Origin of the sequence: Sanguibacter suaedae (assembly GCF_016342785.1) — a bacterium.
GTDB lineage: Bacteria > Actinomycetota > Actinomycetes > Actinomycetales > Cellulomonadaceae > Sanguibacter > Sanguibacter suaedae.
The window spans coordinates 242,358-265,731 of the sequence record NZ_JAEINH010000001.1 but is presented as its reverse complement, the minus strand read 5'-3'; the positions used below and the strand labels follow the sequence as shown (position 1 = coordinate 265,731).

Sequence of the window (23,374 nt, the reverse complement as noted above, 5' to 3'; positions counted from 1 at the left end):
CTACTTGATCGCACCCATCGACAGCCCACGGACCAGCTGCTTCTGCGCGATCCAGCCGGCGAGGACCACGGGCAGCGAGGCGAGCACCGACGCCGCGGACAGGCGGGCGAGGAACAGTCCCTCGCTCGTCATGGTCGACACGAGGAAGATGGGTGCCGTCGCCGCCCGCGCCGCGGTGAGGTTGAGCGCGAAGAAGAACTCGTTCCACGCGAAGATCACGCAGATGAGCGCGGTCGCCGCGAGGCCCGGCGCCACCATGGGCAGCAGCACGGTGCGCATGGTCTTCATGGGGCCTGCACCGTCCATCGACGCCGCCTCGAGGACCTCCCCGGGCACCTCCATGAAGAACGAGCGCATCATCCACACCGCGATGGGCAGGTTCATGGCGGTGTACAGGACCACCAGCGTCCAGATGTTGTCGAGGACCTTGAGCTGCCCCGCGATGACGTAGATGGGGATGATCACCGCGACCACCGGGAGCATCTTCGTCGAGATGAAGAAGAACAGGACGTCCTGCGTCTTCTTCACGGGGCGGATGGACAACGCGTACGCGGCCGGTACCGCGAGGAGCACCACGGCGATCGTCGAGACGCCCGTCGCGATGAGCGAGTTCGCGAAGTACGTGCCCGCCCCCGCGTCGATGACGGCCCGGTACTGGTCGAGGGTGGGCGTGAAGAACCACTGCGGCGGGTCGGACGCCGCCTGGCTCTCCTGCTTGAACGACGTGAGGACCATCCACGCGACCGGGAAGAAGAACGCGATGGAGACGATCCACGTGAACGTGGTGAGCAGCCCGCCGCCCACGCGCCCACGGCGCGATCTGGTGCTCCCGCGGCGCGGCTCGGTGGTGCGGACGGGGACGTCGATGGTGGGCGTGGCCATGCGGATCAGTCCTTCGTGTCGAAGCTGCGGAAGATCAGGCGCAGCGCGGCCATGGCGATGAAGATCGTCGCGATCACCACGACGACGCCCATGGCGGCCGCCTGCCCCACGTCGAACCCGAGGAACGCCCGCTGGTAGATGTAGAAGGGCAGGTTCGCGCTGGCGGTACCTGGTCCGCCGGCCGTCATGAGGTAGATCTGGTCGAACGTGTTGACCACGTAGATGGCGCCCAGCAGCACGCCGAGCTCGATGTAGCGGCGCAGCTGGGGCAGCGTGATGGACACGAAGGTCCGCGCCCAGCCGGCGCCGTCGACGGCGGCCGCCTCGAGGACGTCCTTGGGCTGGGCCTGGAGCCCGGCGAGGACCAGCAGCATCATGAACGGCGTCCACTGCCACACGAGGGCCATGAGGATGGACACCACGGGGTAGGTGGACGTCCAGTCGACGGGGTCGAGACCGATGAGCCCGATGGTCCAGTTGAACAGCCCGTACGTGGGGTTGAGCATCGAGATGGACCAGATCATGGCGCCCGCCACGGGCATGATGAGGTACGGCGTGATGAGGAGCGTCCGGGCGACGCCGCGGCCCACGAACTTCCGGTCGAGGAGGACCGCGAAGAAGATGCCCAGGACCATGGCGACGGCCACGCACCCGAGTGTGATGAGGATGCTGTTCAGGGCGGCCCCGCGGAACGTGGAGTCCGCGAAGATGTCCCCGAAGTTCGACAGCCCCACGAAGACGTCGCCGTCGGTGCGCAGGAGGTTCCACGACCGGGTGGAGTACCAGAGCGTGAAGAGGAACGGGACCTGCGTGACGATGATCGTGAAGATCAGCGCGGGCAGCAGGGGCGCCCTGCGGCGCCATCCCTCGGCCCGGTCCACGGACGTGTCCCGGCGGCGGGTGCGCCGGTCGTGCTCGGCGGCCTGGTGCCGCTCGACGAGTGTGGTCATGGCTGGGCTCCCGGCTCCGCGTCGCGGTAGGTCCTCGCGACGCTCGTCGCGTACTGCTGTGCCTGGTCGAGGGCGTCCTCGACGCTCTGCTGCCCGGCGACGGCCGCGGAGATCTGCTGCCCGACGCGGGTCCCGAGGTCCTGGAACTCGGGGATCCCGACGAACTGGATGCCCGGGTAGGGCACGGGCTCGACCATGGTGTTGGCCTGGGTGGCCTCGCCCATCGCGCGCAGCGTCGGCTCGGCGTAGGCCTCGGCGACCTCGGCGTACTCGGGGATCTCGTAGGTGGACAGCCGGCTGCCGGGCGGGACGCGCTCCCAGCTGATCTCCTCGCCGACCAGCTGGATGTAGTCCTTGGACGTCATCCAGGACACGAAGTCCCACGCGGCGTCCTTGTGCTCGCTGGTGGAGGGGATGGCGAGGGACCACGTGTACAGCCACCCGGCCGCGTCGGTCTGGTCGACCGGAGCGGGGGCGTACCCGGAGAGTCCGGGGACGGTGGACGACGCGGGGTCCTCGATGCTGGAAACCATGGCGGTCGCGTCGTACCACATGGCCGTCTGGCCCTGGGCGTAGCGGGTGAGGCAGTCGCCGTACCCGGACGTCGCGGCGCCGGGCTGCCCGTAGTCCTGGACGAGGTCGACGTACGTGTCGACCGCCTCGCGGACCTCCGGGGAGTCGAGGGTGGCGTTCCAGTCGTCGTCGAACCACCGGCCGCCGTGGGTGTTGATCACGGTACCGAGGGGGGCCATGACCTCGCCCCACCCTGCGAGACCGCGAAGGCAGATGCCGGAGAACCCGTTCGCCGGGTCGTGGAGCTCCTCGGCGAAACCGCGGATGTCGTCCCACGTGGGGGTGTCGGGCATCTCGAGGCCGGCCTCCTCGAAGAGGTCGGCCCGGTAGGCGAGGAAGGACGACTCCCCGTAGAAGGGCACGGAGTGGAGGTCGCCGTCGACGGAGAGGGCCTCGCTGATGCTCGGCACGAAGTCGTCGGGGTCGTAGCCCTCGGTGGCGTCGGCGTAGGGCTGGAGGTTCTCGATCCACCCGTTGGCCGCCCAGATGGGCGTCTCGTAGTTGGAGATCATGACGACGTCGAACTCGCCGCCCTGCGTGGCGACGGACGCGGTGATCTTGGCGCGGGCCTCGTTCTCGGGGAGGCTCACGAACCGGACGTCGATGTCCGGGTGCGCCGCCCGGAAGTGATCCTGGAGGGAGATCGCGTCCTGCATCTGCGGGTTGGAGACGATCGCGACGACGATCTGCTCGCGCCCCTCGCCTGGGCTTCCCGCCCCGGCGCCCGCGCACCCGGCGAGGAGGCCGATGGTCCCGGCCGCAGCGACCGCTCGGGAGTAGCGTCGTCGGGGAGGTCGGTGGGTGCTGGGGGCACCGGGGTCCGGTGCGGTGCGAGGGCGCTCGGGGGCGCCGCGGGATCGGAACATCGTCGTCCTCACGTTCGAGCGGCGCCGGTGGTCGCCGCGCGGTGCTGGATCCTGTCGACGGCGCTCCGCTCAAGTGAGAGGCAACGGTGCGCTCATCTGCGAACGACCATAGTCAGATATGCTCAGGTGAGCAATAGCGAGGGGCCAAAGTCCCTCATGTGTGCGGAAAGAGGTGCGGACGTGACCGACCCCGTCCAGGCGAAGCTGCTCGTCGACGTGAGCACGGACTACTACCTGGGCAACAGGTCGAAGGTCGAGATCGCCAAGGAGCACGGCATCTCCCGCTTCCAGGTGGCCCGCATGCTCGTCCAGGCCCGCGAGCTCGGCATCGTGCGCATCGAGATCTCGCCGCCCGCGCACCTCGACGGGGCGCGCGCCGGTGACCTCGCGGCGGCGCTCGGCGTCTCCCACGTGCACATCGCCCGCACCGGTGAGGACGGCGACGCGACCCGCGCGTCCGTGGCCGCGGGGCTGGCGGCCGTGGTGCGGGAGCGCGCGGTGCGCGGCATGACGCTCGGCGTCTCGTGGTCCCGCACCGTCGAGCTCGCCGCCCGCGACCTCGCAGGCCTGCCGCCGTGCGACGTCGTCCAGCTCGTGGGCGCCCTGCCCGTCGAGGGCAGCGGTAACTCCGTGGAGCTCATCCACCGGTTCAAGGCGCAGCCGGGCGTCCGCACGTGGCCCATCTGGGCTCCGCTCGTCGTCGACGACGCCGCGACCGCCGCGGGACTGCGGCGCCAGCCCGAGATCGCGCAGACCCTCGACCGGGCGGGCTCGCTCGACCTGGCGGTCGTCGCCATCGGTGCCTGGTCGGCGCACGCCTCGACGGTCTACGACCTGGCACCCGAGGAGGACCGCCGGGCGGGCCGCGACGCGGGCGCCGTGGCCGAGTGCTCGGGGCGCCTCTTCGACGACTCGGGTGCGCCGGTGCGCACGGCGCTCGACGAGCGCGTGGTCGGGGTGACCATCGAGCAGCTGGTGCGCACCCCCGAGGTCGTGGCCGTCGGCTACGGTGCCGAGGCGGCCCGCGGCCTGTGCGCCGCGGTCCGCGGTGGCTTCGCGTCCGTCCTCGTCGTCGACGAGGCGTGCGCCCGCGAGCTCGCCACGATCTGCGGCGCCGGCGCGAGCTGACAGGCTCCCGCTCGGGCCGGCGGGGCCTGACGGGCGGGGACACCCCGAGGGACGAGAACGGGCCGTCGCCGTCCGCTCACCGGGGAGCGGCCGACGACGGCCCGTTCGTGTGGTCCTGCGGTCAGGAGCCGGCAGAGTCTCCCGCTGGGGCGAGCTTCGACGCCGGTGTCTCGGAGATGGGTTCCCCGGGCGCCGGGCGGTCCCGGTCGTCGGCCATGAGGACCCGGGCGATGACGGTGACCGTGACGATGATGGCCGCCATCACGATGTATGACTTGGCGAACCCGATGGCTTCGTACGATGCGCCGAAGGATGCCGCGAAGACGGCGACTCCGACGTTCTTCGCAAAGCTGAAGCCGAGCATGTACGCGGTCGCGGAGATGCGGACGTCGAACATGCGGGTGATGTACTTCATCACGGACACCAGCAGGAACGGCATCTCGATGGCTGCGAGCAGACGCCAGGCGATGAGCATCGAGGTGTGTGTGAAGAACGCGGACCCGAGGACGCGGACCACGAGGATCGTGGCGAACACCATGAGTCCCTTGCGGGCGCCGATCTTGTTGATGATGAACGGCGCGGCGACCATGAACGCGGCCTCCGCGAAGATCTGCACCGCGACGACGCGGGAGAAGAGCACCTCGGCGTCGCCGCTCGTGACGAACGTGGCGAAGTAGTTGGGGAACTGCTGGTCGAACACGTCGTAGAGCGCGGCGGTGCCGAACATGAGGATGACGAATCCGATGAAGTTCCGGTCCCTCAGCAGGACCGCGATGGCGGCCTTGGAGATCTTCTCCTGGGTGCCGCCCTTCGCATCGGTGCCGTCGGTCGTGGTGGAGCCCTTGACGTCGTCCTCGCTCGGCACGCGGGCCACGAAGAGGAGGGTGCCGAGCACGATGGCGGACAGTGACCCCGCCCACCAGATGCTGTTCGGGTTGGCTGCCCAGATGAACCCGCCGACGAGAGCCGCGGTGCCGCCGGCAAGGGACCCGAAGAGGCGTGCGTGGCCGTACTCGAAGCGGTTGGCGCGGCTGGCGCGCTCGTTGTACGCCTCGACGACCCCCACGCCGGAGTTGAGGCACAGGCTGAGGAAGATCCCGCCGACCACCGCGGCGAGGTGCTCGTTGAACCCGATGAGCGGCATGAAGACGAACGTGAAGAACGGTCCCATGAACGCGGCGCACAACACCACGAGGTAGAAGAGGTGCTTCTTGAACCCGAGGCGGTCCTGCACGTAGCCGTAGATGGGCTGGAGGACGAGGGCGGTGACCGCGATGACCGTGTAGACGACTCCGATCGCGCCCGTCCCCATCCCTTCGTCCCTCAGCCACAGCGGCAGGAACGTGAACGCGAGCTGCCAGATGGCGAAGTAGAAGAAGTAGGTGCCGCCGTAGTTCCAGAACACGCCTCGCTTGAGGGAGTCCATGGCGCTGCGCTGCTGGACGGTGCCGGACGGGGCGCTCATCGTGCTTCTCCTGACGGGGCGAGGACCTCGACGGAGGTCGGGGTGGGGCGGGTGTCGGGCACGGGGGTGCCCCACACGGGGTTGCCGTCGGCGTCGAACGGGAGGACCTGGGCGCGGGCGTGCCGGTTGGGGTCCCACAGGGGATCACCCGTGATCTCCGTGTACGTCCGTGCGTGGTAGACGAGCACGGGGGTGCCGTCGGCGAGCTCGGTGAACGAGTTGTGCCCCGGGCCGTACTGCCCGGCCTCGGGGTCGGAGACGAACACCGGCTCGGCGCTCTTGGTCCACGACGCGGGGTCGAGGAGGTCCGCGTCGGCGTCGGCGGTGAGCAGGCCCATGGCGTACTCGATGCCGGTGGCCGCGCCGGAGTAGGTGAGGAACACGCGGCCGTCGCGGACGAGGACCGACGGGCCCTCGTTGACCCAGAAGCCCTCGATCTCCCAGTCGTACTCCGGCTTGGTGAGGAGGACGGCCGAGGTGGCGAGCGTCCAGGGGTTCGCCATCCGGGCGATGTAGATGTTCGAGTGGCCCTGCACGTCGAACGCCTGCTGCGCCCAGATCAGGTACTGCTCGCCACGGTGCACCAGGCTCGTGGCGTCGAGCGCGAACGTCTCCCAGCCGGTGTCCACCTGGCCGCGCTCCACCCACTCCCCGGTGAAGGGGTCCTCGGAGGCGTTCTCGAGGACGAAGATGCGGTGGTTGAAGGTGTCGTCCGTGTCCTGCGCGTCGAAGGTGATCTCCTCGTCGGGCGCCGCCGCGAAGTAGACGTACCACTTCCCGTCGACCCGGTGGATCTCCGGCGCCCAGATGAGGTGGGACATGGGGCCCTCGGCGTGGCGCTCCCAGATGGTCACCTCCTCGGCCGCCTGGAGGTCCTCGAGGCGCTCGGCGCGCCGCAGCACCACCCGGTCGTAGAGCGGGTGCGACCCCGTGAAGTAGTACTGCCCGTCGTGGCGCAGCACGCACGGGTCGGCCCGCTGCAGCACGATCGGATTGACGTCGACGCTGTCCGTCACGATGTTCCCCTTCTCGAGGTCCGAGCGCCCTCGTGGCTGTCCTGGACCGTTTCTCTCGCTGCATGTTAGCGCTCACATACGGTAGCCCGCAGTCCCGCGGGAGGATGCAGGACGATAGGCCCGGGGGAGTCCCGAGGTCAGGCGGAAGCTGGGCCGCCGCGTGTGACGAGGGTCTCCACGGTCACCCGTGCACCGTGCTCGTGGAGCGACCGCAGCGCCGCCGTGTAGGCCTCCACGAAGCGCGGCTCGTCGACGAGGTCGCCGAACACCTGCCGGTCCGCGATGAACGCGGTCGCCTCGTCCCGTTGGCGCAGCGCCGCGGCGTGCAACCGGTCGGCGAGCCGGTCGACGATCTCGATGGGCTCCCCCTGCTCGTCGACACCCTCGTCGTAGCGCGCCCATGCGGCGACGACGAGCGCCGAGCGCTCGATGTCGCGCCCCGCCGCGAGGTTCGCCCGCACCACGGGCAGCAACCACTTGGGGATGCGGTCCGACGACTCCGCGCACAGCCGGGCCAGCGTGTCCCGGACGTGCTCGTTGGAGAACCGCTCGACGAGGGTGTGCTTGTAGTCGTCCAGGTCGATGCCCGGAACGGGGGAGAGCGTGGGCGTCGCCTCGTGGTCCATGTAGTCGAGGAGGAACCGCGCGAAGGTCTCGTCCTGGCAGACCTCGTGGGCGTACCGGTACCCGGAGAGGTACCCGAGGTAGCACAGGGCCTGGTGGCTCGCGTTGAGGAGCCGGAGCTTCATGAGCTCGTACGGCTCCACGTCCTCCACCATCTGCACGCCGACGTCCTCGAACGGCGGGCGGCCGGCCACGAACCGGTCCTCGAGGACCCACTGCGTGAAGGGCTCAGCGACCACGGGCCACGCGTCGTCGACGCCGAGGCGCTCGCGGACCGTGGTGCGGTCGTCGTCCGTGGTGACCGGGGTGATGCGGTCGACCATCGAGCTGGGGAACGGGACGTGCTCGTCGATCCACGCGCCGAGCTCCGCGTCCTTGAGGGTGGCGAACGCGACGAACACCTGGTGGGCGACCTCCCCGTTGCCCTGGATGTTGTCGCAGCTCATGACGGTGAACGGGCCGGTGCCGCGGTCGCGCCGGCGCCGGAGCGCCTCGGTGACGAGCCCGAAGCTGGTGGCGGGCACGGCGCCCGGCTCGAGGTCACGGCGCACCGCAGGGTCGTCGGTGTCGAGCTCGCCGGTGACGTGGTGGATCGCGTACCCGCCCTCGGTGACCGTGAGGGACACGATGCGGGTGTCGGGGTGGGCCATCTTCTCGATGACGGCCTCGGGGTCGTCGGGCGCGAGGAGGTACTCGTGGATCGAGCCCACCACGCGGCCCTCGAGGGCGCCGTCGGGGTGCTTGAGGACGAGCGTGTAGAGGCCGTCCTGGCCGACGAGGGCGTCGCGCATCCTGGCGTCCCCGGGCATGACGCCGACGCCGCAGACGGCCCAGTCGAGGGCCTTGCCCTGCTCCATGAGCCGGTCGAGGTACATGGCCTGGTGGGCGCGGTGGAAGCCGCCCACCCCGATGTGCACGATGCCGGTGCGTAGCGCGCTCCGGTCGTACGTGGGACGCGCCAGGTCCTCGGGGAGGCGGGCCAGGGTCTCGTCCTTGAGCGTGGTCATCGCGGTGTCCTCACGTCGTCGGGTGGGTGCGGTCGGGCTGGTGGGTGCGCCGTGCGGGGCGTCCGCGAGCGAGGGCGTGTCGCGACGCTGAACCGACGCCGCTCTCACGCTATCAGGTGAGCGAACAATGCGGCTCAGATGAGCGGCCAGGTTCACCCCAGATACTTGTGATAACGATTATCGTTAACTACAGTGAGGCGGGAACGCCCGCTTTCGGGCTGTTCGCCGGCACTCCCGGCCTCCTGTCCGAGAGGAACCACCAGTGACCGCCGCCCTCCCGGCGCTGCGCCACGCAGCGCTCGTCGTCGTGCTCGCGATGCTCGGGGCCCTCGCCCCGCCGCTCCTGCAGGCGCACGCAGCCACCACCACGGACCGCGAGGTCGTCCTGTCGTCCGGCCACGTCGACGCCTTCGACACCACCTTCGACGCCGCGAGCGGCACGCTCGTCCTCGGCATGCGCGACGACACCCGCCTCCATGCCGACGGCCCCGTCCACCGCGACCCGCACACCGTGACCCTCGCCGTCGAGGACGAGCGCGCCAAGGCGCAGCTCCCTCCGGCCGCCGGGCCGTGGTCCTTCCTGGGCGCCTACGGGGGCACCGACGCCTGGCTGCTCAGCCAGAGCGGCACCGACCAGGCGTACGTCCCGTGGGCCGGGTGGAGCACCGAGCGGCTCCTCACCTCCCTCGAGGGCACGGGCATCGTCCCCGCTCCCGGCAGCCCTGTGAGCCTCGACGTCCAGGTCGCCGGGCCCGGCGACGTCCTCACCTTCCAGAACGACGCCTTCGGCAACCCCACCAACCGGTACGTCGACACCACCACGAGCGCCGGGGGCACCATCCCCGTCGCCGCCAACGCGCACGTCCACACCAACTGGGTCTTCACCGCCGAGGGCGACTACGAGCTCCTCGTGACGCCCTCGCTCACCACCGCCGACGGCACCGTCGTGAGCGGCAGCACCGCGAGCTACCACGTGCGCGTCGGCGCCCGCTCAGTCGTCGAGCCGGAGCCCACGCCCGAGCCGACGGTCGACCCCGCGCCCGCCGACCCGGCCCCCGAACCAGAGCCCGAGCCGACGGTGGAGCCCACGCCGGAACCGACCGACGCCACCCCGACGGACCCGACCCCGGCACCCACGGACCCGGAGCCCACGCCCGCACCGAGCGACCCCGCTCCCACGGACCCGACCCCGAGCCCGGTCCCGACGGATCCCGCGCCCACGGACCCCGCCCCCACCGATCCCGCACCCACGGACCCCGCCGAGCGCCTCGTCCTCGACCGCGGGCACGTCGACGCCTTCGACACCCGCTACGACGCCGAGGCCGGTCGCCTCGTCCTCGCTGTCAAGGACGGCACGGGCATCCACGACGCCCAGGCCCGCCTGCGAGCACCGGAGGACGTGACCATCGCGTACCTCGACGAGCGCGGACGGCAGACGTTGCCCGCCGCGACGGGCGCGTGGGCGTTCCTCGGCGAGCACGGTGGCGCCACGGCGTGGCTGGGCAGCCAGACCGGCGAGGACCAGACGTACCTGCCGTGGGTGGGGTGGAGCACCGAGAGCCTGCTGCCCTCGCTCGCCGGGACGGGCATCGTCCCGGCCGCGGGCACCCCGGTGAGCCTGGACGTCACCGTCTCCGGACCCGGTGACCTCTTCACCTACCAGACCGACTCGTTCGGCCAGCCCGTCAACCGCTACATCGACACGGCCACGTCCTCCGGCGGCACCATCCCCGTGACGGCCAACGCGCACGTCCACACCAGCTGGGTGTTCACCGCCGAGGGCGACTACACGCTCGACGTGGTCCCCAGCCTGCGCACCACCGACGGCCGCACCCTCCGCGGCGAGGCCGCGAGCTACCTCGTGCAGGTCGGCGAGGGCCAGGGTGCGGTGCCCCCGCCCGTGGGCGGGACGCCCACCGCACCCGCCGCACCCGCGCCGACGGCACCCGTACCGCCCGCCGGGTCCGACACCCCCGACCCTGGCGCCCCCGGCGGCTCCGGTGGTACTGGGGGCCCGTCCGGTTCAGGTGGGTCCGGTGGCGGGGCGAAGGCCGCACCGGTGTGCGTCGCGACCGTCGTCCCCGGCAAGGCGCCCGCCGCCACCGCGGCGTCGAGCGCCCCAGCCCTGGACGGTGTGTCCGACGGGCACTTCGACCTCGGGTCCGTCGTCGAGGGCGGCGAGCTCGTGGCGCAGGTGAAGGACGACCGGTCCCAGCCCGCCACCTGGGTGGACCCCGCGTCGGTGACGTACCGGCTCGGGGACGACGCGGAGCGGGCCGTGCCCGAGGACCCGGCGTTCTCGTTCCTCGGGTCGGCCGGCGCCACCATCTGGTCCGTGGGCCAGGTCCAGGAGGCCGGTGTGCCGTGGCTCGGGCTGAACACGCAGCACCCGAGCCTGCTCGACGCCGCGGAGAGCCCCGTGACGTACACGCTGGGGTCGGTCGACGGCCCCGGTGACCTCGCGGTGTACGCCACCGGCAACTTCGGCGGGGTGGGCACCAGGTACCTCGGCACGGTCGACGGGTTCCCGCGGAGCATGGACCTGCCGCTCAACCAGCACATGCACGCCACGTGGGCGTTCACGGCCGCCGGGACCTACACGGTGAACCTCACGCAGTCGGTGACGCTCTCCGGTGGCCGCGAGGTGTCCGCCCCGGTGAGCCTGACGTTCTCCGTGGGAGACGCCGCGGCGACCAAGGCGCCGGCTGCGCCGAAGGCCACGGTCGTCGGGAGGACGGCGTCGGGCGCGGACTGCGAGCTCACCGCGGCCCAACGCGCCCGGGCGGGCCTCGCGACGACCGGCGGTGACGCGGGCGGTCTCGTGACCCTCGCAGGGCTCCTCGTCGCGCTCGGGGTCGGTGGCGTCCTCGTCGCACGGCGTCGCACGGCGTGAGGCGCACGGTGGGCGCGGCGTTGCCCGTCGCGCTCGTCGTCGTGCTGGCCGTCGCCCCCTGGTCGGGTGACGACGGGCACGGTGTCGCGGGTGACGACGACCGCCTGCGCGTCGTGACCACCACGCCGCTGCTCGCGGACCTCGTCCGGAACGTCGCCGGGGAGGACGCGGTCGTCACCGCGCTCCCCGGCGGCGGGGCGGGGGAGCCGTCCCTGCGGGACGTCCGCGACGTGGCACGGGCCGACGTGGCGTTCAGCAGCTACGCGCTGCTCGACGGGCACGCGGCGACGGCCGTCCTCGACGCGAACCTCGGCGACGTCCCGTGGGTCTCGCTCGCGGAGACCGCGTCGACGTACGCGGCCACGGTGATCCCCCGGGTGGAGAACCCCGCCCTGGACACCGTGTGGCTGGGGCTGTCGGTCGACGCCGCGGGGGCGCGCGGCGTCGACCGGGCGTCGGAGGTGGTCCTGCGGCCCACCGGCCTCACCGGGCCGGGGCGGCTCACCGCGTACCTCACCGAGGCGTTCGGCGCCCCCCGGGTGTATCTCGACTCGAGGGACGGGTTCGACGACGCCGACGCGGTGGCGCTCCCGTCGGATGCCCACACCCACATGAGCTGGACGTTCTCCGAGCAGGGCGTCTACGAGCTCGACCTCACGGCCGAGCTCGTCCCCGCACCGGGCGACGCACCGGTGCCCGTGGGATCCACGACCGTGACCTTCGCGGTCGGCGTGGACCCGCACGGGCTGGGGGCCACCGACGTGCTCGACGGCGGGCACGCCGACGTCGCCGTGCGCCTCGGCCCCGGCGACGTGGCCCTCGCCGCCGACCAGCACCCGGCCGACGAGCGCCAGGCGCACACCGACCACACCGACCACACCGACCACGCGAAGCATGCCCACCACCCGTACGACGCGCACACCACCGTCGTGTCCGTCCCCGCCAAGGCGCTCGCGCCCGTGCCCGACGGCCTCGACGTCGCCGACGCGGGCGTCGAGCAGGTCTACCAGCTGCCGCAGGCCGTCCTGGGGCGGTCGGTGCACGGCGAGATCGACCCGTACCTGTGGCAGGACGTGCGCAACGCCCAGGTGTATGTCGAGGTCATCACCGACACCCTCGTCGACGCCGACCCCGCCCGCGCCGCCACCTACCGGGCCAACGCCGCCGCATACACGCAGACCCTCCGGGAGGCCGACGCGTACGTCGCGAGCACCGTCGCCGCGATCCCGCGCTCGCAGCGCCACCTGCTGAGCACCCACGACACGTTCGCCTACCTCGCCGCCGCCTACGACGTGGACGTGGCCGGGTTCGTCACCGCCGACCCCTCCCAGGAGGCGAGCGTCGCCACCCGGCGGCGGCTCACGGAGACCGTCCGGGCCCTCGACCTCGGGGCCGTCTTCCAGGAGGTCGGCGCCGCCGACCAGGTCCTCGCCTCCGTCGCGGAGAGCACCGGTGTCCCCGTGTGCGACATCTACTCCGCGACCTTCGACCGCGACGTCACCACGTACGTCGACCTCGTGCGCGCCAACGCCGACGCCCTCGCACGTTGCCTCGCATGACCCCCGAACCCCCAGGAGGAGACCCCGTGTCCCCATCGCCCTCCCGCCGTACCGCGCGTCCGTCGGCCCGCAGGACCGCCGTCGTGACCGTGCTCGCCGCTGCGACGCTCGCCCTTCCACCGGCGGCCGCCGGGAGCACGCTCGTGGCCGACACCGACGGTGTCCCAGGCGAGCAGGCCGTGATCTCCGACGGGCACGTCGACGTCGGCCCCCGGTTCGTGGACGGGGAGTGGACGCTCCAGGCGCGCGACGACCGGGAGGTCCCGCCCGTGTGGCGTGACATGGAGGACACGGTGGTGCACGTCCTCGACACCGCGCGCCTCGAGGCGCCGGGCAGCCCGGAGTACGCCTTCCTCGGCGTCGCCGAGGGCGACCCCCTCTACCTCGTGCCGCAGGTCCAGGACCAGGCCGTCGCGTGGCTCGGGTGGAACACCCAGGACCCGGAGGTCACGCAGCGCGTCGACCTCGGGGCGACCCTGCGCCTCGACGGCGTCGAGGGCCCGGGCGAGCTGCACCTGTTCCTCCAGGAAGGCGTGTCCGGGACGCCCAACGTCCTGTGGACGACCGCCGACGACGACCCCCAGGAGCTGTGGATGGAGGTCAACACCCACACCCACGCCAACTGGGTGTTCACGGAGCCCGGCGCGTACGTCGTCGACGTCACCGTCCTCGCCGACCTCACCGACGGCGAGCAGGTGGAGGACTCCGCCCGGATGCTCTTCGCCGTCGGCACGGACACCGACCCGCAGGAGGCGTTCGCCGCCGCCGAGGCCGCCGGCGACCTGGCTGAGGACACCGGGGATGCTGAGGGCACTGAGGACTCGGACGGGGGCGACGGCACGGACGGCGCCACGGGCACCGGCGACCAGGCCACGCCGGATACGGCCCCCGACACCGAGGCGGCTCCCGAGGAGAGCGGGACGGGGCCGTCGCCCTGGGCGATCGGCGCTGCGGCCGCCGTCCTCGCGCTCCTCGTCGCGCTCGGTGCGACCGTCGTGCGTTCCCGACGAGCCCGCGCCGCCGCGGAGGCCGATGCCGACGCCGACTCCGCCACGACGACGACCGGACGGACCGGCGGCCCCGCCGGGGACGCGTCATGACGACGCCGGCGGTCCGCCTCGACCGAGTCTCGGTGGACCTCGGCGGACGCCCCGTCCTGCGCGACGTCGCCCTCGACCTGTACCGCGGCGAGCTCGTCGCACTCCTCGGTCCCAACGGCGCTGGGAAGACGACCCTTCTGCGGACCGTCCTCGGTCTCCTGCGGCCGCGCACCGGGACGGTCGCCGTCGACGGGGAGGTCGGGTACGTCCCCCAGCGCCACGAGTTCGCGTGGGACTACCCGGTGTCCGTCGAGGGGGCGGTGCTCTCGGGGCGCGTGCGCCGCATCGGTTGGTTCCGTCAGGCCGGCGTCGCCGACCACCAGGCCGTGCGGGCCGCCCTCGACCGCGTCCGCATGACCCACCTGCGCACACGACCGGTCGGCGAGCTCTCCGGTGGGCAGCGCCAACGGGTCCTCGTCGCCCGGGCCCTTGCCCTCGACCCCCAGGTCCTCCTCCTCGACGAGCCCTTCACCGGACTCGACGTCCCCTCTCAGGACCACCTCACCGAGCTCTTCGTCGAGCTCGCGGCAGAGCGCGCGGTCCTCATGACCACCCACGACCTCGTCGCCGCCGTCCACACCTGCACACGGCTCTGCCTGCTCGACGGGTCCGTCGTCGCGCTCGGCACCCCCGACGAGCTCCACGACCCCGCACCGTGGATGCGCACCTTCGGGGCGTCACCCACCTCGCCGCTGCTGCGCGCCCTCGGCCTCGTCCCCCAGGAGGCGCTGTGATCTCGCCGCTGGAGTTCCTCCAGGACCTCACCGACCCCGACCTGGCGTTCCTGCGCAAGGCGGTGCTCGTGGCGGTGATGTCGAGCGTCGTGTGCGGGGTCGTGGGCTGCCACGTGGTCTTGCGCGGGATGGCGTTCATGGGGGATGCCGTCGCGCACGCCGTGTTCCCCGGGCTGGCCGTCGCGTTCCTCCTCCAGGGGTCGCTCGTGGTGGGGGGTGTCGTGGCGGGCGTCGTCACCGCGGTGCTCGTCGCGCTGTTCTCCCAGGGGCGCAGGCTCCGCGAGGACACCGTGATCGGGGTGTTCTTCGTGGCGGCGTTCGCGCTCGGCATCGTGATCGTGTCCCGCGCCCCGGGGTACACGGGCACCCTCGAGCAGTTCCTCTTCGGGTCCGTCGCGGGCGTGGTCGACGAGGACCTCTACGTGGTGGGCGCGGTGGGCAGTGGTCTGCTCCTCGTGGCGCTCCTGCTGCACAAGGAGATCGTGGCGGTGAGCCTGGACCGTGAGATGGCGCGCTCCGCACGGCTGCCCGTGCTCGCCCTCGACCTCGTCCTCTACGTCATGGTCACCGTCGCCGTCGTGATCTCGGTGCAGACCATCGGGAACGTCCTGGTGCTCGCGCTGCTCATCACGCCCGCCGCGACGGCGCGCCTGCTCACGGACCGGCTCGGTCCGATGATGCTCGTCGCGCCGCTCGTGGGCAGCGCGTCGGCCGTCGTGGGCGTGTACCTGTCCTGGGCCCTGGACCTGCCGACCGGCGGGGCGATCGTCCTCGTCGCGACGGTCGCGTTCCTCGTCGCGTGGTGCCTCGCGCCGCGCCACGGGCTCGTCGCCCGCGGACGGGGCGCGAGCGCGGGTCGGCGGGACGTCGAGCAGGACCAGCCCTTCGTGGGTGTCCCCGGTCGCTCGGGGGCGGTGACGGGACCATGACGGCGACGAACGAGCAGACGCCGCGGCGCGCCCGGCACACCCGCCATCAGGAGGCGGTGCTGGCGCTCGTGGGGTCGTCGGACGCGTTCCGCGCGGTGCGCGACGTGCAGGCGATGCTCCGCGAGCAGGGGACGGAGGTGAGCATCTCCACGCTGTACCGGACGTTGCGCCTCCTCGAGCGGGAGGGGTTGGTGGACTCGGTGCACGACGAGGCGGGTGCGGTGCGCTACCGGCGTGCGGCGCCCGGCGATTCCGGGTGCTTCCTCGTGTGCCGGGTGTGCGACCGGGCCGACCCGGTGGACCTGGGCGAGGTCGAGGAGTGGGCCGTGCGGACGGCCGGGGCCGAGCAGTTCGCGGACGTCGTGGTCCACGCCCGGCTCCGGGGCGTGTGCGGGCGGTGCGCCTCCTGACGCCAATGAGCGCTCCCAGTCGATAATGAGAACGATTGCTATTATCTGATACTGTCGCACCGAACACCGCCCCTCCGTAGGAAGGAGAGGTGGCGCGCGTCTCCTGCGCCGCCGCCCCGCACACCATGACCATCACCTCCCCAGCACGACGCCGCACCGGCCTTCGGCCGTCCCTCGCCCTCGGCGTGGCCCTGCCCCTCGCGTTCCTCACCGCGTGCAGCGGCTCCGAGGGTGCCACCGACGGCGCCACGGCCGACGAGACCACCGCAGCCGCGGCGGAGGTCACCGAGGAGTCCGCGGTGAAGCCGCGCCTCGCCATCACCTACGACGGTGGCATCCAGGTCCTCGACGCCACCACCCTCGAGGTCCTCGAGGACATCGAGCTGGCCGGCTTCAACCGCATCAACGGTGCGGGCGACGGCCGCCACCTCTACGTCTCCACCACGGGCGGCTTCCAGGTCCTCGACGCCGGAAGCTGGGCAGAGCCCCACGGCGACCACGACCACTACTACTCGACGACCCCGACCCTCACGGACGTCATGTTCGACGCCGAGAAGCCCGGGCACGTCGTCAACCACGACGGCCGCACCGCGCTCTTCGACGACGGCACCGGCAAGATCGTCGTCCTCGACTCCGCCGACCTGGTGGACCCCGAGGTCGCCACCCGCGAGTACACGACCCCGTCCGCGCACCACGGCGTCGCGGTCGAGCTCTCCGACGGGTCCCTCGTCGTGTCCGAGGGCACGGAGGACGCCCGCACGGGCATCCGCGTCCTCGACGCAGACGACCAGGAGATCGCCGCGAACGACGACTGCCCCGGCGTCCACGGCGAGGCCATGGCCTCCGACGAGGCCGTCGTCATCGGCTGCGAGACCGGCGCGGTCGTCTACCGCGACGGCGAGATCACCAAGGTCGCCAGCCCCGACGCCTACGGCCGCATCGGCAACCAGGCCGGCAGCGAGGAGTCCCCGATCGTCCTCGGTGACTACAAGTCGGACCCCGACGCCGACCTCGAGCGCCCCACCCGCGTGTCCCTCATCGACACCCGGACCGCGTCGCTGAAGCTCGTCGACCTGCCTTCGAGCTACACCTTCCGCTCCCTCGCGCGCGGTGACGACGGCGAGGCCCTCGTCCTCGGCACCGACGGCCAGCTCCACGTCATCGACGAGGAGGCCGGCAGCATCGAGCGCTCCATCCCCGTCATCGACGAGTGGGAGGAGCCCGAGGAGTGGCAGGAGCCGCGCCCCACGGTGTTCGTCCTCGACGGCTCCGCGTACGTCACCGACCCGGCCACCAACTCCATCCACGCCGTCGACATCGAGACCGGCGAGGTCTGGATCAGCGCCGAGCTCACCGTGACGCCCAACGAGCTCAACGGCGTCTCCGGCGCCGCGGAGGAGGGCGCCCACGAGCACGAGGGCGAGGACCACGCCGAGCACGAGGGCGAGGAGCACTCCCACGAGGAGGGCGACGAGCACTCCCACGAGGGCGACGACCACACGCACGACGACCACGACCACGAGGGCGACGACCACGACCACGCCCACGACGAGGAGACGACGGAGGGCTGACCCTCCGCCCGACCCGTTCCGCGCAGGGGGCACCTCCGGGTGCCCCCTGCCGTCGTCCGCCCGAGAGGACACCATGACCCGCACCCTGAGCCGCACCACGGCCGCCGCCACCACGCTCGCCCTCGCAGCCGCCCTCGCGTCGTGCGCCCCCGCGGAGGGGGACGACGGGACCGTGGAGGTCCTCGCGTCGTTCTACCCGCTCGAGTACGTGGCCGACGAGATCGGGGGCGAGCACGTGACGGTCTCGAGCCTCACCCCGCCGGCGGCCGAGCCCCACGACCTCGAGCTGTCACCCAGCGCCGTGCGGTCCGTCGGCGAGGCCGACCTCGTCGTGTACCTCTCCGGGTTCCAGGCAGCCACGGACGAGGCCATCGACGCGCAGTCGCCGGAGCACGTCGTCGACACCGCCGAGGCCGCAGGCCTCGAGGGCGGCACCGACGCCCTCGACCCGCACTTCTGGCTCGACCCCACCCGCCTCGCGACCGTCGGGCACCAGGTCGCCGACGAGCTGTCCGCCGTCGACCCCGACAACGCCGCCGACTACGCGGAGCGTGCCGACGATCTCGAGGCCCGGCTCACCGACCTCGACACCCGGTACGCGGAGCAGCTCACGAGCTGCCAGGGCGCCACCCTCGTCACGTCGCACGAGGCCTTCGGGTACCTCGCCGACCGGTACGGCCTGGTCCAGGTGGGCATCACCGGCATCGACCCCGAGGTCGACCCGTCGCCCAAGCGCCTGCGCGAGGTCCGCCAGATCGTCGAGGACGCCGGCGTCACCACGCTGTTCTTCGAGATCCTCGTCAGCCCCAAGGTCACCCAGACCCTCGCCGACGACCTCGGCGTCGCCACCGCCGTCCTCGACCCCATCGAGGGCCACGTCGACGTCGAGCGCGACTACCTCGAGATCATGGGCGACAACCTCGACGCCCTCACCACCGGTCTCAACTGCTCCTGACGAGGCCCCGGACGGTGGGTCCGCCGACCAGTCAGCGGTCCGAGTCCTGCTGATCCGACGCGATCGTGAAGGTCCCCGCCCTGAGCAGCCCGAGGACGGGTGGTGCGACTCCCAGCCGCCCGGCTGTCGTGAAGATGTGCTCACGGAGAAACGGGTAGACGGCCATCACGCCGACCTTCTCGACGAACTCGCCTGCCGCGACCTGAGGCACCTTGAGCGGTTCGGAGAATGTGAAGACCGCGCCCACGTCTGCGAGGAGCTGGGCCTCTGACGTGTCGACGGACAGCTTCACGCGGGTCTCGAACCAGTTCTCTGATCCTCGTGCCTGGACGTCGAGCGACTGTTCGGGCTCAACTGCAGCGTCAGGGTCGTCGATTCTCCTTCCGGTGATCTCGTAGACCTTGATCTCGGTGAGCTCGACGACGGGGAGCATCTCGGCGGCGGTCGAGACGAGACGGGGGCCGCTCATGCTGCGAAGGTGAAGTCGGTGCTCAGGAGCGATCTCGGTGCGGGGAGGGGGACTCGCGTCGGTTCATCGCCAGACGTCACACCGAAGGTGAAGCCGGTGTCGAACGTCACCCACGTCTCGGATCCGTGGGAGGTAGCCAGCATGCCTCCGATGATCTGGGAGTCTCTCCGCGTAGGGAAGGCGACGCCGTCGTCGATCTCGGTGCCACGGGCTCTCAGGGCCTCGACGACCTCCCCCCACAGCCAGAGCCCACCGCCTGCGAGCACGAACGGGGCCGGAAAGACCGTCCCTGCCTGCCGCTGGCCATTGACCCAGAGGTTGACGGCTTGCCGCGTGACGCCTGTTCGGTCGGCGATCTGGCTGCGAGTCACAAGGTCGTCGACGAGGCGGACAGGGGGTGCGCCCAGGGACCGGAGCTCCGCGATGGCGGAACGGGCCGCCTCGACGCAGCCGTCCGCGCCGATCTCCACGGTGAGGAGGGTGACTCCCGAGTGGGTCGCGATGACGGCGTCCATCGCGTCGGCGACCGCGTCCTCCACGGCTTCGGGCACCGCGGGTATCTCGAAGGTCATCTCGAACTGGGGCATGCGCCCATCGTTCACCGCAGCACGAGTGTTGTCAATCGACAACACTCTCGCTCACCCGTCGAGATCGTGACGGTCCGGGCAGTGCTCAGCCATCCGCCGAACCCTGCGAGCGTGACCGCTCGGATTCCGCGGTGTGCCGTCCACCCGCACCTGCCCCTCGCCGCACGGGCAGTACACGCGGAACTTGTGCCCTTGTCTCCGAAGCCGCCACCCGCGCGCCTCGAGGTCGACCAGGACCTTGTAGATGTCGTCGTGAACCTCGCGCCTCACCGAGGAGGCGCTCACCCACTCACCGGACACGATCTGGCCCTGGCGCGGTCGAGTCGCTCATCACCCATGGAGGGTAGCGGTCAGGTCGGACATCCGGCTCCGGCATGCTGGCCCTGTGAATCGGACTACTCGTCTCCTGGCCGCCCGCCGCCCCGCCCTCGCGCTCTCCGCCGTCGCGACCGTCGTCCTCGGCCTCGCCGCCCGGACGCTCCTCGACGGTCCCGTGTCCGCCTTCCTCGGTGACGCCCTCTACGCCGTGCTCGTGTACGTGCTCGTGGCGTTCGTCGGCCCGCGCGCCCGACCGGTCGTCGTCGCGGCCGTCGCGTGGGCGCTCTGCGCCGCGGTGGAGGTCGCCCAGCTCGTCGGCCTCTCCGCGGCCGTCGTCGACGCCTGGGAACCCGCCCGCTGGGTCCTCGGCACCACCTTCCACGCCCCCGACCTGATCGTCTACGCCGTCGGGGCGGCGACCGCGGGCACCGCCGACGCGGCGCTCCTCCGGTGGCGGGCACGCAGAGGCCCTGGTGCCGCCGACGACCCCCGCTAGCATGACCGGGTGCCGACCTCGACTGGTGCCGACGACGTCCCCCTCCACCACGACGACCACCCCGGCCCGGACGGCCCGGTGCTCGCGCTCGCGGGTGGCGCGGCCCGCCACCCGGACTACCTGGCGACGCCCGACGGTCGCCCCTTCGGCCTGACGCGGCGCGTCGTCGTGCCGCACCTGCGCGGCGTGAGTCTGAGCCCTGCGCCCGCGGACCCGGAGCGGGGGTCGTGGTGGCGGCAGGCCGAGGACGTCGACCGCCTCCGCGAGCACCTGGGCCTCGAGCGGGTGACGATCGTGGCGCACTCCGCGGGGACGCGCCTGGCCGTCGCGTACGCGGCGCAGCACCCCGAGCGGGTGGAACGGATGGTGCTCGTCACCCCGCCCGCCGGGTACCTCGTGGACGTCCCGTCGGACGTCGACGCCATGGTGGCGAGGCGTACCGGCGAGCCCGACTTCGACGCCGCCGTCACGGCCCTCACGTCGCCCCCGGAGATCACGTCCGACGCGGAGCTCGCCGCGTGGCAGGCGACGTGCGCGCCCGCGGGGTACGCGCGGTGGGGCGCCGCGGAGCGGGCGCACTCCCGGGTGGGGGAGTGGTCCCTCGCCGGCTCGCGGGCGTACTTCTCGGTCGCGCCGCCCGCCGACCTCGCGGAGCGGCTCGCGGCGGTCACGGCACCGGTGCTCGTCGTCGCGGGTTCCGAGGACGTGTTCACGGGGCGCGCGCCGCTCGCGGCCATGAGCCGCCTGTTCCCCGACGGCGACCTCGCGGTCGTCGACCGGTGCGGCCACTACCCGTGGGTCGAGCAGCCGCACGCCTTCACGGCACTCGTCGGCGCGTTCCTGGAGCGGCCCTAGGTGGTCGCGCGGACCTGAGGACGGCTCTACAGCCAGCGGTTGCGCTTGAAGACGACGTAGAGCCCGGCGCCGAGGGCGACCATCGCGGCGAGGGCGAGCGGGTACCCGTACTGCCAGTGGAGCTCGGGCATGTGGTCGAAGTTCATGCCGTAGATGGCGCCGATGAGGGTGGGGGCGAAGAGGATGGCGGCCCACGCGGAGATGGTCTTCATGTCCTCGTTCTGGCGCTGCCCCACGAGGGTGGCGTTGACGGTGAGGATCTGGCCGAGGACCTCGCGGATCTCCGTGACGCGGCTGTTGACGCGGGCGAGGTGGTCGGCGGCGTCCTGCAGGTACGTCTGGAGCTCGTCGGTGGTGCCGTACTTGAGGAAACCGGCGCGGAGCGCCTCCACCACGGAGACCAGCGGCGCGGTGGCGTGCTGGAGGTCCACGACCTCCCGGGAGAGGCGGTAGATGCGCTGGGGGACGGCGGCGTCGCCGCTGAACACCTCCCGCTCGATCTCCTCGATGTCGGTGCTCACACCGTCGAGCACCCCGAAGTAGCCGTCGACCACCTGGTCGATGAGCGTGTAGAGGACGGCCTCGGGGCCGAGCGTGAGGAGGGTCGGGTCCTGCTCGAGGGCGGAGAAGTCCCAGTCGATGTCGGTGGGGTCACCCTGGCGGAGGACGACGGCCCAGCGTCCCTGGATGACGACGTGGAGCTCGTCGAGGTCGACGTCCTCGTCGTCGTCGAGGTACGCGGCCGACCGCAGCACGACGAACAACGCGTCCCCGTAGCGTTCGAGCTTGGGGCGCTGGGAGCCGTGCAGGAGGTCCTCGACGAGCAGCGGGTGGAGGTCGAGGAGCTCGCCGAGCTCGAGGACGTCCGCACGGGTGGGGCGGTCGTAGGCGACGACGGCGACGTGGTGGGGCGACAGGTCCTCGCGCGCGAGCTCGGCCGGCGTGGTCGCGGTTGCGTCGTCGACGGGGTGCCCGTCCTCGAAGACGGCCACGTGGCGCATCCCTGTGCCGTGCACCTCGGTCCACCCGGTCGGCTGCAGGCGGTCCCGGCGGGAGAAGAGGGGGACCTGGCGGAGGTGGGGGTGGGGGATCGGTCGCATCGGATCATCCTGGTGTGTGCGGGGCGGTGCCGCGAGGGCGGCGGGGAGGTGGGGGCGCTCAGTCGTCGGCGGCCAGGTCCATCCCGGAGCGGGCGACGATCTCGCGCAGCGCCGCGAGGTGACCGGCGAGCGCGCGTCGCCCGTCGGGTGTGAGGGTGACGAAGGTGCGTGCGCGTTTGCCCTCGAAGGTCTTGCGGAGGGCGACGTACCCGGCGTCCTCGAGGGTGGAGAGCTGTTTGGACAGCGCGGAGTCGGACAGCCCGACGCTGTCGCGCACGAACCTGAAGTCGGCGTGCTCGGTGGCGGCGAGGAGGCTGACGACGGACAGGCGCGTGGGTGCGTGGACGAGGTCGTCGAACCTCGGGGCGACGGGGCTCATGCGACGAGGGCGGCGCGGGCGAGCATGAGGCGTCGCAGGTGCGCCATGAGCGCGGGCCCGCCGACGGCCAGGGCGACGGCGACGACGGCGCAGGCGAGGGTTCCGGGCCATGGGACGCCCGCGGCGACGAGGGCCCAGGCGGTGCCGAGGCCGAGCGCGACGAGACCGAGGGCGAACCCGACGATGGTGAGCGCGCCGCGCCTCCCGAGGAGGGCTCGCCCGGCCTGCACCGGTGCGCGGCGTGCGACCGCGACGACGAGCGCCGTGAGGCCGGCGGCGTAGAGGACGCTCCCGGTGATGACGAAGGCCACCTCGCGGCTCTCGATGGACGCGACGAGGAGGAGCACGAGCGCCCCGACGCCCGACCAGTACCAGGCGGGGACGAGCGGCGCGGCGGCGACCTGCTCGGTGCGGGTGCGGACGTCGGCGAGGGCGCGGAGCGCGTCGTCGGGGGTGACGGTGGACTGGTTCATGGTTCCTCCTGTGCAAGTACTTTCCTGAGAGGAAA

General features: G+C 72.0%; 22 protein-coding genes. 11 read left to right on the top strand and 11 right to left on the bottom strand.

Annotation, left to right across the window (positions count from 1 at the left end):
* Genes JAV76_RS01275 through JAV76_RS01265 form a run of 3 tightly spaced genes read right to left on the bottom strand, consistent with a single transcriptional unit; the run spans position 1 to position 3,271 of the window.
* Positions 1-882 carry a carbohydrate ABC transporter permease gene (locus JAV76_RS01275; protein ID WP_198732198.1) on the bottom strand — a complete coding sequence of 294 codons (882 nt, stop codon included), beginning with the start codon at positions 880-882 and terminating at the stop codon, positions 1-3.
* 5 nt (positions 883-887) lie between these two features.
* Positions 888-1,832, bottom strand: coding sequence for a carbohydrate ABC transporter permease (locus JAV76_RS01270; protein ID WP_198732197.1), 945 nt, complete (start codon positions 1,830-1,832; stop codon positions 888-890).
* The gene (locus JAV76_RS01265; RefSeq protein ID WP_198732196.1) at positions 1,829-3,271 is read right to left on the bottom strand and encodes an ABC transporter substrate-binding protein; all 1,443 of its coding nucleotides are present in this window, start codon (positions 3,269-3,271) and stop codon (positions 1,829-1,831) included. The genes JAV76_RS01270 and JAV76_RS01265 overlap by 4 nt, the downstream gene beginning before the upstream one ends.
* Positions 3,272-3,451: 180 nt before the next feature.
* Here JAV76_RS01265 and JAV76_RS01260 point away from each other — a divergent pair, with 180 nt between their 5' ends.
* Positions 3,452-4,399 carry a sugar-binding transcriptional regulator gene (locus JAV76_RS01260; protein WP_307843942.1) on the top strand — a complete coding sequence of 316 codons (948 nt, stop codon included), beginning with the start codon at positions 3,452-3,454 and terminating at the stop codon, positions 4,397-4,399.
* Between the two features lie 121 nt (positions 4,400-4,520).
* On the opposite strand, the gene JAV76_RS01255 is transcribed toward JAV76_RS01260, so the two are convergent.
* The 3 genes from JAV76_RS01255 to JAV76_RS01245 all read right to left on the bottom strand — a co-directional run bounded on the left by JAV76_RS01255 (position 4,521) and on the right by JAV76_RS01245 (position 8,511).
* Positions 4,521-5,864 carry an oligosaccharide MFS transporter gene (locus tag JAV76_RS01255; RefSeq protein WP_198732194.1) on the bottom strand — a complete coding sequence of 448 codons (1,344 nt, stop codon included), beginning with the start codon at positions 5,862-5,864 and terminating at the stop codon, positions 4,521-4,523.
* Positions 5,861-6,880, bottom strand: a complete 1,020-nt coding sequence (locus JAV76_RS01250) for a glycoside hydrolase family 43 protein (RefSeq protein ID WP_198732193.1) — start codon at positions 6,878-6,880, stop codon at positions 5,861-5,863. Before JAV76_RS01250 ends, JAV76_RS01255 begins: the two co-directional genes overlap by 4 nt.
* A 137-nt stretch (positions 6,881-7,017) precedes the next feature.
* Positions 7,018-8,511, bottom strand: coding sequence for a mannitol dehydrogenase family protein (locus JAV76_RS01245; protein WP_198732192.1), 1,494 nt, complete (start codon positions 8,509-8,511; stop codon positions 7,018-7,020).
* 262 nt (positions 8,512-8,773) lie between these two features.
* Here JAV76_RS01245 and JAV76_RS01240 point away from each other — a divergent pair, with 262 nt between their 5' ends.
* From JAV76_RS01240 to JAV76_RS01205, 8 genes are all read left to right on the top strand, one after another.
* A complete protein-coding gene (locus JAV76_RS01240) occupies positions 8,774-11,404 on the top strand; it encodes a TIGR03773 family transporter-associated surface protein (RefSeq protein ID WP_198732191.1) in 2,631 nt (876 codons plus the stop codon).
* Entirely contained in the window at positions 11,401-12,963 is a 1,563-nt protein-coding gene (locus JAV76_RS01235) for an anchored repeat ABC transporter, substrate-binding protein (protein ID WP_198732190.1), read from the top strand. Before JAV76_RS01240 ends, JAV76_RS01235 begins: the two co-directional genes overlap by 4 nt.
* A 26-nt stretch (positions 12,964-12,989) precedes the next feature.
* A complete protein-coding gene (locus JAV76_RS01230) occupies positions 12,990-14,063 on the top strand; it encodes a choice-of-anchor M domain-containing protein (protein WP_198732189.1) in 1,074 nt (357 codons plus the stop codon).
* A complete protein-coding gene (locus JAV76_RS01225; RefSeq protein WP_198732188.1) occupies positions 14,060-14,797 on the top strand; it encodes an anchored repeat-type ABC transporter ATP-binding subunit in 738 nt (245 codons plus the stop codon). The genes JAV76_RS01230 and JAV76_RS01225 overlap by 4 nt, the downstream gene beginning before the upstream one ends.
* The gene (locus JAV76_RS01220; protein WP_198732187.1) at positions 14,794-15,726 is read left to right on the top strand and encodes an anchored repeat-type ABC transporter permease subunit; all 933 of its coding nucleotides are present in this window, start codon (positions 14,794-14,796) and stop codon (positions 15,724-15,726) included. The genes JAV76_RS01225 and JAV76_RS01220 overlap by 4 nt, the downstream gene beginning before the upstream one ends.
* Complete coding sequence (locus tag JAV76_RS01215; protein ID WP_198732186.1) at positions 15,723-16,136, top strand: Fur family transcriptional regulator; 414 nt, start codon at positions 15,723-15,725, stop codon at positions 16,134-16,136. Before JAV76_RS01220 ends, JAV76_RS01215 begins: the two co-directional genes overlap by 4 nt.
* A 125-nt stretch (positions 16,137-16,261) precedes the next feature.
* Entirely contained in the window at positions 16,262-17,707 is a 1,446-nt protein-coding gene (gene aztD, locus JAV76_RS01210; protein ID WP_198732418.1) for a zinc metallochaperone AztD, read from the top strand.
* A gap of 73 nt (positions 17,708-17,780) precedes the next feature.
* Positions 17,781-18,662 carry a metal ABC transporter substrate-binding protein gene (locus tag JAV76_RS01205; protein WP_198732185.1) on the top strand — a complete coding sequence of 294 codons (882 nt, stop codon included), beginning with the start codon at positions 17,781-17,783 and terminating at the stop codon, positions 18,660-18,662.
* Positions 18,663-18,693: 31 nt separating this feature from the next.
* On the opposite strand, the gene JAV76_RS01200 is transcribed toward JAV76_RS01205, so the two are convergent.
* Positions 18,694-19,095, bottom strand: coding sequence for a hypothetical protein (locus JAV76_RS01200; RefSeq protein ID WP_198732184.1), 402 nt, complete (start codon positions 19,093-19,095; stop codon positions 18,694-18,696).
* A gap of 32 nt (positions 19,096-19,127) precedes the next feature.
* Positions 19,128-19,718, bottom strand: coding sequence for a helix-turn-helix transcriptional regulator (locus tag JAV76_RS01195; protein ID WP_198732183.1), 591 nt, complete (start codon positions 19,716-19,718; stop codon positions 19,128-19,130).
* Positions 19,719-20,103: 385 nt separating this feature from the next.
* Between JAV76_RS01195 and JAV76_RS01190 the strand changes: the two genes are divergently transcribed.
* Together JAV76_RS01190 and JAV76_RS01185 are read left to right on the top strand one after the other, a co-directional pair.
* Positions 20,104-20,532, top strand: a complete 429-nt coding sequence (locus tag JAV76_RS01190; protein WP_198732182.1) for a DUF2809 domain-containing protein — start codon at positions 20,104-20,106, stop codon at positions 20,530-20,532.
* Between the two features lie 9 nt (positions 20,533-20,541).
* A complete protein-coding gene (locus JAV76_RS01185; protein WP_198732181.1) occupies positions 20,542-21,387 on the top strand; it encodes an alpha/beta fold hydrolase in 846 nt (281 codons plus the stop codon).
* A gap of 26 nt (positions 21,388-21,413) precedes the next feature.
* Here JAV76_RS01185 and JAV76_RS01180 read toward each other — a convergent pair whose 3' ends face one another.
* From JAV76_RS01180 to JAV76_RS01170, 3 genes are read right to left on the bottom strand one after another with little or no spacing between them, the layout of a single operon-like run.
* Entirely contained in the window at positions 21,414-22,487 is a 1,074-nt protein-coding gene (locus tag JAV76_RS01180; protein WP_230401682.1) for a magnesium and cobalt transport protein CorA, read from the bottom strand.
* A gap of 58 nt (positions 22,488-22,545) precedes the next feature.
* Entirely contained in the window at positions 22,546-22,866 is a 321-nt protein-coding gene (locus JAV76_RS01175) for a winged helix-turn-helix domain-containing protein (RefSeq protein ID WP_198732180.1), read from the bottom strand.
* Positions 22,863-23,339 carry a hypothetical protein gene (locus JAV76_RS01170; protein WP_198732179.1) on the bottom strand — a complete coding sequence of 159 codons (477 nt, stop codon included), beginning with the start codon at positions 23,337-23,339 and terminating at the stop codon, positions 22,863-22,865. The genes JAV76_RS01175 and JAV76_RS01170 overlap by 4 nt, the downstream gene beginning before the upstream one ends.
* Positions 23,340-23,374 lie beyond the last annotated feature (35 nt).